This is a genomic window from Corynebacterium sp. KPL1986 (assembly GCF_000477975.1).
In the GTDB taxonomy this organism is placed as follows: domain Bacteria; phylum Actinomycetota; class Actinomycetes; order Mycobacteriales; family Mycobacteriaceae; genus Corynebacterium; species Corynebacterium accolens.
In genome coordinates this window covers 2455589-2466821 of record NZ_KI515719.1, presented here as the reverse complement: position 1 = coordinate 2466821, position 11233 = coordinate 2455589, and the positions used below count along the sequence as shown (strand labels likewise).

The 11233-nt window shown below is 61.3% G+C and carries 9 protein-coding genes; 6 read left to right on the top strand and 3 right to left on the bottom strand.

From position 1 onward, the window contains the following. Positions 1-117: 117 nt before the first annotated feature. Positions 118-1059: a nucleoside hydrolase gene (locus HMPREF1287_RS11430; protein WP_023016891.1), complete on the bottom strand. Its 942-nt coding sequence runs from the start codon at positions 1057-1059 to the stop codon at positions 118-120. Positions 1060-1209: 150 nt separating this feature from the next. On the opposite strand from HMPREF1287_RS11430, the gene HMPREF1287_RS11425 reads away from it, so the two are divergent. Together HMPREF1287_RS11425 and HMPREF1287_RS11420 are read left to right on the top strand one after the other, a co-directional pair. Next, positions 1210-2412, top strand: coding sequence for an amidase (locus HMPREF1287_RS11425; protein WP_023016890.1), 1203 nt, complete (start codon positions 1210-1212; stop codon positions 2410-2412). A 56-nt stretch (positions 2413-2468) separates the two neighbouring features. Next, positions 2469-2888, top strand: coding sequence for a nucleotidyltransferase domain-containing protein (locus HMPREF1287_RS11420; RefSeq protein ID WP_023016889.1), 420 nt, complete (start codon positions 2469-2471; stop codon positions 2886-2888). Positions 2889-2893: 5 nt separating this feature from the next. Here HMPREF1287_RS11420 and HMPREF1287_RS11415 read toward each other — a convergent pair whose 3' ends face one another. Then, positions 2894-3403 carry a 2'-5' RNA ligase family protein gene (locus HMPREF1287_RS11415; protein ID WP_023016888.1) on the bottom strand — a complete coding sequence of 170 codons (510 nt, stop codon included), beginning with the start codon at positions 3401-3403 and terminating at the stop codon, positions 2894-2896. Between the two features lie 335 nt (positions 3404-3738). Between HMPREF1287_RS11415 and HMPREF1287_RS11410 the strand changes: the two genes are divergently transcribed. The 4 genes from HMPREF1287_RS11410 to HMPREF1287_RS11395 all read left to right on the top strand — a co-directional run bounded on the left by HMPREF1287_RS11410 (position 3739) and on the right by HMPREF1287_RS11395 (position 9976). Then, a complete protein-coding gene (locus HMPREF1287_RS11410) occupies positions 3739-5685 on the top strand; it encodes a fructose-specific PTS transporter subunit EIIC (RefSeq protein ID WP_023016887.1) in 1947 nt (648 codons plus the stop codon). A 145-nt stretch (positions 5686-5830) separates the two neighbouring features. Next, positions 5831-6592: a LamB/YcsF family protein gene (locus tag HMPREF1287_RS11405; protein ID WP_023016886.1), complete on the top strand. Its 762-nt coding sequence runs from the start codon at positions 5831-5833 to the stop codon at positions 6590-6592. After that, the gene (locus HMPREF1287_RS11400; protein ID WP_023016885.1) at positions 6592-8193 is read left to right on the top strand and encodes a 5-oxoprolinase/urea amidolyase family protein; all 1602 of its coding nucleotides are present in this window, start codon (positions 6592-6594) and stop codon (positions 8191-8193) included. Before HMPREF1287_RS11405 ends, HMPREF1287_RS11400 begins: the two co-directional genes overlap by 1 nt. Next, positions 8183-9976, top strand: a complete 1794-nt coding sequence (locus HMPREF1287_RS11395; protein WP_023016884.1) for a biotin carboxylase N-terminal domain-containing protein — start codon at positions 8183-8185, stop codon at positions 9974-9976. Before HMPREF1287_RS11400 ends, HMPREF1287_RS11395 begins: the two co-directional genes overlap by 11 nt. On the opposite strand, the gene HMPREF1287_RS11390 is transcribed toward HMPREF1287_RS11395, so the two are convergent. Beyond that, positions 9973-11100, bottom strand: a complete 1128-nt coding sequence (locus tag HMPREF1287_RS11390) for an ATP-binding protein (RefSeq protein ID WP_023016883.1) — start codon at positions 11098-11100, stop codon at positions 9973-9975. The two genes, HMPREF1287_RS11395 and HMPREF1287_RS11390, sit on opposite strands and share 4 nt — an antisense overlap. Positions 11101-11233 lie beyond the last annotated feature (133 nt).

Genomic DNA, 11233 nt, shown 5'->3' with positions numbered 1-11233 from the left:
AGCACAATGCCAGACGAAGTGAATACAAGAGTACAAAACAGCCACGTTATGGCCTGAGACTAGTGATTCAGAGGCGATAATGTGGCTGTTTTTTCGGTTTTGACCGCAGTATGTGGTCTAGCCGAGATTTTTAAGGGCCTCGGTTACCAATTTCCAGAAGCCCACATGGTCCAGCTTGGTAGCGACCTGAGTATGGCAAGTGTCATCGGCGGGCTCCCGCAGGTCAGTCACGGTCATACCGGTGGTAAGTGCGCCGGCGAGCTCAACGTGAACGGGTGCCTTGCGGGTTTGCACGATGCTCGGATCGATGAGGTAAGCCACCGTGCACGGATCGTGAACCGGAGGATCCGTGAAGCCTTGGTTTTGCTGATACGCCTCACGAAAGAAGCCGAAGAGGCCGACAACAAAGTCCGCGACGGGCGTATTTAACGCCTTAATTTCGGCTTCGACCCCGGCTGTGGCCAGTGCTTGGTGGGTAAGGTCGAGCCCGACCATGGTGACCGGCCACGGCTCTTCGAAGACGATATGTGCCGACTCAGGATCAATCTTGATATTGAATTCGGCAACGGGGGACCAATTGCCTTCGTGGTAGCCGCCACCCATGAGCACGACCTCTTTGACGCGCTCGACGATGCGCGGTTCTTTGCGCGCGGCCATAGCGATATTGGTCAACGGACCCGTTGGAACCAAGGTAATGGTGCCGGGTTCGTGGGACATGACGGTGTCGATGATGAAGTCGATGGCGTGGGCATCGGCAAGCGCGGTGCCGGGCTCCGGAAGCTGGACTCCATTGACATCCATGCCAGTTGAGCCGTGAATGGCCTCGGCAACTTCAACGGGGCGCACGAGCGGGCGATCGCAACCAGCATAGACCGGAATCTCCGGATGACCGGCGATCTCCTTGACCACTAGGGCATTGCGGGAGACCTTGTCCAAGGTCTGGTTGCCGCCAACGGTGGTAATGCCCAGCAGATCGATGTTGGGGTTACCCATAGCCAGGAGCAGGGCTACCGCGTCATCGTGGCCGGGGTCGCAATCCAGAATAATTTTTCGCGTCATGTCTCGAGCCTACTTTTGGTCGGTGAAGACCGCCACGGTTTCAGCGTGTGGCATAGCTTCAATTCCTCCGAGCTCACCAGCTGTACCCTGGAAAGCAGCAAGTCACCCCGCAAACGGTATAAACCGTCGTGGAAAGGAATTCACCCCACCATGTCCACAATTTCTGACCGCCTGACCCACGCGCAGCAAGAATTTAACGCGGTGATTTCCACCATTTCTTTTAATGAAGACGCGGTGGATTCCGCGCCTACGCTGCGCGGATTGCCCATTGCCTTTAAAGACATCGTGGATATCGCCGGGGTGCCAACGACCTGTGGCACCAACGTTGATACGGGACCAGTTCCGACCAAGAACGCCACGGTGGCACAGCGGCTAATGGATGCCGGCGCGATTCCCGTGGCCAAGGCCAACCTCCAGGAATTTTCCTATGGCATCTTGGGCGATGCCTCCGCATATGGCCGCGTCATCAATCCGCGCGATCCGCAGGTCTGCGGCGGCGGATCCAGCTCTGGGTCGGCGGCGCTGGTTGCGTGCGAGGCGCTAGATCTCACGGTGGGTTCCGATAGCGCCGGTTCCGTGCGCGTCCCGGCCGCCAGCCAGGGCGTCCTCGGTTTTAAGCCCACCACCGGTACGATCCCGCTCGATGGCGTCTTCCCCTTCGCGCCGAGCTTCGATTGCATCGGTTTCTTCGCCAGCTCCATCGAGCTCATCGAGCAGGCCCTGCTAGCCACGGTGGATGAGGCACCCACTCCGGCCAAGACTGTATCCACCATCGATGTCTCTGCGTTGCAAACCAAAGGTGAGCGCTTTGCTGGTCTGCTGTCTGCGCTGCAGGATTCCACATTCGCAGCCGTGGAGCGCCTCGATTACTCCCAGCTCGAATCCACCATCGCTACCACCGCGAAGCTCTACGCGCCGATGCGCCTAAAGGAGGCTTACGACGTCCATCAGCCCTACCTTGATCAGCGGGATAAGTATCAGGACGTCATCTTGGAGCGTGTCCTCGGCGGGCAGGATATTACTCAGGCAGACTACGACGCTGCAGCACAGCAGGTAGAACAACTGCGCACGGAAGCACTGGCGCTTTTCGATGCCTCCCCCATCATCCTCGCCCCCACCCTCGGCGCCGGCCCCATCAAATGGGACGACATCACCGCAGAAAATACTGCGGATTCTGCTGCCAGCCTGCGCCGCTGGACCGAGCCATTCAATGTATTGGGCTGGCCGGCGATCACTGTCCCGCTGCGCACGACGGAGACCACGGGAGTGGGTGACGCGGTGCAGGTCATCGGCAAGCCGGGCCAGGACCTCACCGTTTTGCGCGTCGCCCGCGAGATTCAGGCGCTGCTTTAAGCACACCGCAATTCTGCGCGTCTCTGCCTGCTGACGGCGTTGGTAAGGTGATGGTTATGAGTACTCCAGCACAGCTTGCCGCGCGGTTGCGCGCTGAGGCCGATGACGGGTCCTTGGAGTCATTCTGCTTGGATACCGGCATTGACCTGCTGGTTCTTTTTGGCAGCGCGCACGTAGATGCCACCAACGCGAATGATGTTGACCTTGCCTATTCGGTTGATTTCTCGCGCGCGAAAGCTGACCGGCCGAATCTGCTCGACGTTGCCACGGCGTTTTACGCCCGCTATGGCGACGGCATCGATCTCATGTGCCTGGATACCGCAGACACGGTGGCGCAACATGAAGCTCTGCAAAAGTGCGAGCTCTTGGTCGATCCGTCCAATTCCAAGTATGGAACGCTGCAAATGATGGCGGCACGGGAATATATCAATACGGCGTACCGCCGCGAGTTCGAGCTCAGAAGCTTAATGTCATGAGCTGGCTAGCCTCCCGCTAGCACCGTCTTTTCTTGCGTGCGCGGGCGCCAATACGCAGCTTCTACTGCGTTAAGTTCCTTGAAATGCGAGGACGTCAGTTCATCCATCGCGGTTAAATAGCCGCCCACGTCCTCGCGCGGTAAGCGCAGACCCATCGTCAGATGCGGCGTCCAGCGCGGTCCGCGGCCCTCGGGATTGGCGGCGCTAATCTTCCGCGCTGCTATTTCGAGTTCATCGCTGGTCTCTAATAACCACGCCACGGTTCGTTTCCGCTTGGTGCCGAAGATGACGTTTCCCACGCGCCGAAACGTCGCCGGAATGACCGCCGGTAAAAGCTCCGCGGCAAGCTCAACAACGTGAGGCTCCATCTCCTGCGCGAAGGTCACCGTAATATGCGGGCGCTGGTTTTGCACGGGGAATCCGCGCTCGGCAAGACCTGCAAAGATCTCCCGAATCTGCTCTTCCTGCTTTTCTGGCAGGTAGAGCAGGATATTATCCGGCGATGCTGTACTCACGATGCGGCTTTCTTCGTTTCAAGTGGGCACGATTCATTCGTGTTCCCCAAGTGCGGGCGGTTTCGGTTCTGTTTCTAGCTCTGGTTCTAGGGTACCGCCGGTCTTCGCTTGTGCGATCTCCGCGATGCTATAGGTCCTTTGCACAGTTTGAGCAAACTCGCCCTTCAAAAATCGCATCGCGCCTTCAATTGACGCAGAGGAGGATGCGCATAGGACCCTGCACAGAGGAGGTTGCACATAGGAGGTTGCGCATAGGGCCCTTGCACGCCGGACCCTGCGCAAAGAACCTCCCCTTTTTCCTTGTGCTCGTTTACACGGGTGCTTTTAATTAGAGTATGAGCACATCAGATTCTTCGCCTTTCATTCTCGCCATCACGGCGTGCCCAACGGGTATCGCCCATACTTATATGGCCGCCGAGAACTTAGAGGCCGCCGCCGAAAAGCTGGGCTACCGCATCAAGATTGAAACGCACGGTTCCATCGGCGTGGAGGGCCACTTCAGTACACAAGACATCGAGGAAGCCGATGCCATTGTTATCGGTGCCGATACCGTCATTGCAAAGGACCGATTCCACGGCAAGCGCTTGGTGGCCACCGGCGTGGACGAAGCCATCAAGCACCCCGAACAGCTGTTAACCAAGTCATTGGAGGCGGCAGCGTGGAAGGGTGAGGATGAGGGGGCATCGGAAAGCGAGGCAGAGGACGCCGCGGAAGATGCTGGGCTGCGCGGTATTGGGCAGACCATGTACAAGGCGCTGATGAATGGCGTTTCCCACATGATTCCTTTCGTGGTCACCGGCGGATTGCTCATCGCCGTGGCGCTGTCCTTGGGCGGCACGCCGACGCCGGAGGGGCTGTCCATTCCTGAAGATAGCTTCTGGAATACGCTCAATGAGCTCGGTGGCCTGGCGTTTTCGCTGATGGTGCCGGTCTTGTCTGGCTACATTGCCGTTGGCATCGCGGATAGGCCGGGGTTAGCGCCAGGCCTTATCACCGGGCTCATCGCCACAACCGGCTCGCTGTACGGGTCCGAGGCTGGCGCCGGATTCTTGGGCGGTATCGTCACCGGTATTCTCTCCGGCTACGTGGCCCTTGCAATCAAGAAGATTCCGGTGCACAAATTCATCGCGCCGATTTGGCCGATTATCGTCATCCCAATTTTCACCACGCTGATAGTGGGCTTGGCCTTCATCTATTTCATCGGCGCGCCGATTGCCACCGCCTTCGAGGCCATGACCGAATACCTCGGCGGGCTGGAAGGCTCATCGGCGATTGTGCTGGGTCTTATCATCGGTGCGATGATCGCTTTCGATATGGGTGGGCCGTTCAATAAGACTGCCTTCCTGTTTGGCGGCGGCATGATCGCCGCGGGAAATGCTGCCCCGATGGGTATGGCCGCCGCCGCGATTGCGGTCCCGCCGCTCGCAGTGGGCGTGGCCACCCTCCTGCGCCACAGTTGGTTCAATAAGGCGGAAAGGGATTCCGGTATCGCCGCGCTATTTATGGGATTTTTCGGCATCACCGAAGGCGCCATTCCCTTGGCGGCGGCGCGTCCCCTGCAGGTCATCCCGGCCAACGTCGTCGGTGGTGCCGTTGCCGGTGCGATGGCGGGCGCGTTTGGGGTCCAAGATCATGTCATGCACGGCGGCCCGATCGTCGCCGTCCTCGGCGCGGTGGATCACGTGGCGTGGTTCTTCCTGTCCCTGCTCTGCGGCGTTGCCGTGTGTGCCGCGCTCATGCTCCTGCTCATTCGCCTGACGCAACGCTCCCCGCAAGCGGACGAGGCGACGGAGTCACCCGCAGTGCTCCCGCTTCTCGGTACCTCTACCATCAGCCTCGATGAGCCACTCGGCCAAGACTCCGAGGCCGTCATCAAGTCGCTCGTTTCCCTCGCGGCAGCCGATGGCCGCATTAACGACGCCGCCGTGGTTACCGATGCCGCCCTTGTCCGCGAATCCCAACACTCCACCGGCGTAGGCCACGGCGTGGCCATCCCGCATGCTCGTTCCGCTGGGGTTACCACACCGACGCTGGCCTTCGCCCGGCTTCCCGAGGCCGGTATCACCTGGGGCACCGGAGAAGGACCCACGAGCTTAGCGTTCCTTATCGCCGTTCCCGATGACGCTGGAAAACAGCACTTAAAGCTGCTGTCCACCCTCGCCCGCGCCATCATGAAGGAGGATTTCCGCGCCCAGCTGCACGAGGCCAGCTCCCGCGAAGAGGCAGAAGGGATTATCTCCTCTGTCCTCCAGGTCAAACCCCAAGCCGCCGTGGAGTCTTAGTTTTCTGCCTTGCCCTCGGTCTGTCCGGAAAGGAGCTGTTCCACCGACACCACTCCGCCCAAAAAGTAACCGCCTTCACAAATGGCAGTGGCACGGGTTACACTTGGAACCATACTTATTGTTCAACAATTAAGGATGGTGTTGAATGGCTTCGCTCCACATTGATCTCAACGCGGACTTGGGTGAAACCACCGCTGGCAACCCGGTAGCCGATGATGCCGCGATGCTGGAGATGGTCTCCTCCGCCAATGTCGCCACCGGCTTCCACGCCGGTGACCCGCACTCCATTGCCCAGACCCTTAAATCCGCGGCGCGTGCGGGAGTCACGGTCGGAGCACACGTGGGCTATAACGATCCGGCCGGTTTTGGCCGCCGCTTTATCGACTACAACGCGGCGGAGCTCGCGGACGAGGTCACCTACCAAATTGGTGCGCTCGATGCGCTGGCGCGCGCCAATGGCACGCGGGTGTCTTATGTGAAGCCGCACGGCGCGATGTACAACACCATCGTCAAGGACGAGGCACAAGCCAAGGGAGTTATCGCAGGCATCAAGGCCTTCGGTGACCTCCCCGTGATGCTGCTGCCGGGCGGCCTCGCGGTCGATATTGCAGAATCCCAAGGCCTCACCGTCATCCGCGAGGCCTTCGCGGATCGCAACTACAACCCCGATGGCACGCTGGTCTCCCGCAAGCAGGACAATGCGGTAATGGGGGATGAAGGGGATGTGGTCAAGCGCGTGCTCGAAGTCGCCCAAACCGGATCTATTACCGCCATCGATGGCACCACGCTCGATGTCGATGCCCAGTCCGTGTGCACCCACGGTGACTCGCCGGGCTCCGTGAAACTGCTGCGCGGTGTGGTCGAACGCCTCAGCGCGGAAGGAATCGATATTCGGAGCTTTATCTAATGCCGCATATTCACTTCGTTGGCACCCGCGCCCTCCTCATTGATTTGGACGGGCTCGAGCAGGTCATGGCGTGGCACGCGGCGCTGTCCGCTAAACCACTCAAGAATCAGGTGGATTGCATTGCCGCCGCCACCACGTTGCTCATTACCTTTGAGGCGCCGAATTCCGCGCGCGCGGCCGCAGAGTTCCTGACGGACTTCTCCCCTGCCGCCGCTACCGCGAAGGAGGCGCGCACGGTAGACATCGATGTGCTTTACGATGGCGACGATGTCGACGCCGCCGCCGAGCTCCTCGGCATGTCGCGCGATGCCTTGATTGACTGGCATACCTCTACCGAGTGGACCGCCGCCTTTGGTGGTTTTGCCCCCGGTTTTACCTACTGCGCGCCTTCTGATCCGGCCCAGGCCAAGGCCGTGCCACGCCGCTCCGATCCGCGCACCGCCGTTCCGGCTGGCGCCGTGGGCATCGCGGGTGAGTTCTCTGCGGTCTACCCGCGCGTTTCACCAGGTGGCTGGCAGCTGCTCGGCACCACCAATACCCCGATGTGGGATTCGCACGCGAACCCACCCGCGCTGGTGCAGCCCGGTGACCGGGTGCGCTACCGCGCCGTGGACGAGCTGCCAGATTTGGTGGATCGCAGCGCGGAATCCAAGCGCTCGCCGGCCCGCCTGCCCCGCATGGAGGTCCTCGATGCCGGCCTGCTCACGCTCTATCAAGACTTAGGCCGCCCCGGCGTGGGCGACCTCGGCGTGACGCCCTCCGGTGCTGCCGACCACGCCGCCGCGGCGACCGCGAACGTTGCCGTGGGCAACCCGCGGGGCGCGACGGTGCTAGAAAACATCGGCGGCATTAAGCTGCGCGCGCTGACCGATACCGTCATCTGCGTTACCGGCGCCACCGCCCGCGTCCGCCTGGGTGAGATGCCCGTACACCTCGCCCGCCCGGTGCTCGTTACCGCCGGCCAGACCGTGACGGTCGGTGCCGCAACGGTGGGCATGCGCAACTACGTGGCCATTCGCGGTGGCATTATTGCCGAATCCGAACTCGGCTCTTCTGCCACCGACGTCCTCTCTGGCCTGGGCCCCGATCCCGTCACCACCGGCGATGTCATCGGCGTGCTGCCGCGCTCGACCGGCATGACGGATGCACAATTGGTCAACCCCCTGCGCGTATCCGCTGATTCCGCTGGCAAGACTCGCGCGACACTGCGTTGCGTGCTAGGACCGCGCGATGACTGGTTTGGCGATAATATTTCCACCTTCCTGGATACCGAATGGGTTGTTTCCTCTGATTCCAATCGCGTTGGCCTGCGGCTTTCTGGGGCTAAAGACAGCGCAGAGGCTTCCGAAATCACCGTGCAGCGCGTGAAAGACGGCGAGCTGCCCTCCGAGGGAATGGTGGCCGGTTCCATCCAGATCCCGCCGAATGGCAAGCCGGTGGTCTTCCTGCGCGACCACGCCGTCACCGGCGGCTACCCCGTCATCGCCACCGTGCTGGAGGAAGATATCGACATCGCCGCGCAGCTCCCGCCCGGCGCGCGCGTGACCTTCCGCCTCGTGACACCCCAAGCTTTAAATACTGGAGAAGAAAATGCAGATTAAAACCGTCCTCATTGCTAACCGCGGCGAAATCGCCGTGCGCATCGCCCGCGTGGCCCGCGATTTAGGCATTAAGTCCATCGCCATTTATTCCGAGGCCGACGCCGGCGCCCTGCACACCCAGGTCGCCGATGAAGCCTATGCGCTGCCCGGCAATACCGCCGCCGATACCTATATGAATACCCCGGCGCTACTGGATATTGCAGTGCGCGCCGGCGCCGATGCCATCCACCCGGGCTACGGTTTCCTCTCCGAAAACGCCGACTTTGCCCGCACCGTCACCGATGCCGGCATGGTGTGGATCGGCCCATCCCCGGAGTCCATCGAGCTTTTGGGCGATAAGATTGCCGCCCGCCGCGTGGCCGAAGAGGTCGGCGCGCCCCTGGCTCCAGGCACCTCCGATCCGATTGATGATTGGCAGGAGGCCCGCGCCTTTGCTGAGGAGCATGGGCTGCCGATTGCCATCAAGGCCGCTTATGGCGGCGGCGGGCGCGGCCTTAAAGTCGTGGACTCCATGGAGGAAATCGAGGGCGCGTTCAACTCCGCCGGGCGCGAGGCCATGGAGGCCTTCGGCCGCGCCGAGTGCTACGTGGAGAAGTTCCTGACCCACCCGCGCCACGTGGAGGCGCAGGTCCTGGCGGATACCCACGGCAACGTCCGCGTGCTGGGCACCCGCGATTGCTCCACCCAGCGCCGCTTCCAAAAGCTCATCGAGGAGGCCCCGGCACCTGCGCTTTCCGATGCCCAGCGCACCGGCATCATCGAAGGTGCCCGCTCCATTTGTTCCCACGTGGGCTATACCGGCGCCGGCACCGTGGAGTACATCGTCTCCGAGGATGGCACCATCTCCTTTTTGGAGGTCAATACCCGCGTCCAGGTCGAGCACCCTGTGACCGAGGTAGTGACCGGCACCGATATCATCGCCGAGCAATTCCGCATCGCCGCAGGCGAGCCTCTGTCTATCTCTGAGGATCCAGCCTCCACCGGCCACGCCTTCGAGTTCCGCATCAATGCCGAGGACATCCTCAACGGCTTTGCTCCCTGCCCCGGCACCATCGTCTCCTTCGAGCCGCCCACCGGCCCCGGCATCCGCGTCGATTCTGCTGTCCGCTCGGGATCCATTATCCCGCCGTACTATGACTCGCTCATTGCCAAGCTCATCGTCTGGGGCCCCACGCGCGAGGTGGCCCTCGCCCGTTCGCGCCAGGCGCTGCGCGAATTCGACGTCTCCGGCGTGCGCACCGTGCTGCCCTTCCACCGCGACATGATGGACGAGCCAGCACTTATTGGCACCCCGTCTTCCGCCGACACCGATGCGGGTGCCAGCGACATCGGCGTGTTCACCGACTGGCTCGACCACAACTACCGGCCCTCTGCCGCCAACCAGGTAGACAAGGTCGAGGCCATCTACACCAAGCGCCGGACGGTAGCGGTGGAAATCGATGGCAAACTCGTCAATATCGGCGTGCCCATGGACTTCCTCGCTGGTGCTGGTGCCGGCGCTGGCGCGGGCGCCGCGGGTGATTCTGGTGCCACTGCCACCGCTCCCTCGACGGCCGGGGCACAGTCCAGCGACGATAACGCGGTCACCTCCCCCTTCGAGGCCAACCTCGTGGCCTGGAATGTATCCGATGGCGATAGCGTCTCCGAAGGAGATTCCATCGCCACGGTCGAGGCCATGAAGATGGAATCTGCCATCAAGGCCCCGCGCGGCGGCACCATCAAGATCCTCGCTGAAGAGGGCGACCGCCTGGATTCCGCGACGGTGATTGCGACCATCGACTAGCGCGTGCTGCGCAAATACTCGCCAAGGTAGGGCAAAAGGAAATGCACGGTTCCGTAGCTGCGGCTAGCGATGAGATCGCGTTCTAAAAGCAGCTTGCGGGCCATGGAAATGGCATTGGGAGTCTTGCCCAGGTGCGCCGCGATGGCACCGGTGGGAATATCAGCCCCGTGTTCGGATTCCAGCTCCGCCATGGCGTTGAGAAAAGCGCGCTGGGCGTCAGGAACATTCTTCAACGCAATCCTGTGCACCTGGTTGCCCATATGCGCTGGAATCTCGCGCGCAATAGAGGACACGTGACGCTCTTCGATGGCATCCGCCCCATCGAGTACCGCACGGGTCCACGCCAAAGCACCGACCAGCTGCAATAGGTACGGATACCCCTGCACCAATGCGGTCGCCTCCTTTAAAGCGCGCTCGCTGAAACCGCGCCCAGCCGCGGTGGCGGTGCTGTGGAGGGTTTCGGCTACGGTGGCATCATCAAGCAGCCCCAAATCCAGCCGTTGAGCGCGGCGCAAAAAGGTGGTGCCCTCGTGCTCCAATAGCTCTTCTACCCCAAACGTCAATCCCGCGGCAGCGAAGGCAATATCGTACTCGTCGCGAATGAGATCCTGGATGGCGGTGGCAAGTTGCGCAAGCTCATCCACGCTGGCCGCTTGCACCTCATCGACGGTCAATAGGACGCCCGCATCATGCGCACGCGCGGCCTTCAGGAGGCTGCGCAGCCGCGAAGCCAAGCTGGGTTGGGCCTGGTTGTGGGGCAATTGCGTCGTTACAGATCCCACGCCCGCCACAGAAAATCCCGTGATCTTTCGGCCCGGAGTCTCCGTATAGTCCAGCTCCTCTATGGCTTCCGGAATCGTGGAATCGCGCAGCTGCGCCACCATCTGGGCATCCGCATAGGCGCGGATGACAACCCACCCAAGGCGGCGCGCGGATTCTTCGAACTCATTGAGAAGTACCGTTTTGCCCACCCCGCGCGTACCGCTGACCAGCAAGGCGCGCTGCATGGCGCCCACGCCACCCAGGAGCCCATAGTTAAACGAGCTGATTTCAAAATCGCGCCCGGCCAGCTGCACCGGCGACGCGCCAAAACTGGGACGAAAAGGATTCTTATCCGGAATCACTATGCCAGACCTTCCTTTTAGAACCTTTAGAACTATGGTCTCAGTTTAGATCCTTTAGAACTTCGCCGCCTCTTTAGAACTTTTAGATCTTTAAGTCATACGGAATGGCCGTTGACGCCTCACCCATTCAGTA

Coding starts and splice junctions, on each gene's coding strand:
- HMPREF1287_RS11430 (WP_023016891.1), bottom strand. CDS start 1,059: ATGACGCGAAAAATTATTCTGGATTGCGACCCCGGCCACGATGACGCG.
- HMPREF1287_RS11425 (WP_023016890.1), top strand. CDS start 1,210: ATGTCCACAATTTCTGACCGCCTGACCCACGCGCAGCAAGAATTTAAC.
- HMPREF1287_RS11420 (WP_023016889.1), top strand. CDS start 2,469: ATGAGTACTCCAGCACAGCTTGCCGCGCGGTTGCGCGCTGAGGCCGAT.
- HMPREF1287_RS11410 (WP_023016887.1), top strand. CDS start 3,739: ATGAGCACATCAGATTCTTCGCCTTTCATTCTCGCCATCACGGCGTGC.
- HMPREF1287_RS11405 (WP_023016886.1), top strand. CDS start 5,831: ATGGCTTCGCTCCACATTGATCTCAACGCGGACTTGGGTGAAACCACC.
- HMPREF1287_RS11400 (WP_023016885.1), top strand. CDS start 6,592: ATGCCGCATATTCACTTCGTTGGCACCCGCGCCCTCCTCATTGATTTG.
- HMPREF1287_RS11395 (WP_023016884.1), top strand. CDS start 8,183: ATGCAGATTAAAACCGTCCTCATTGCTAACCGCGGCGAAATCGCCGTG.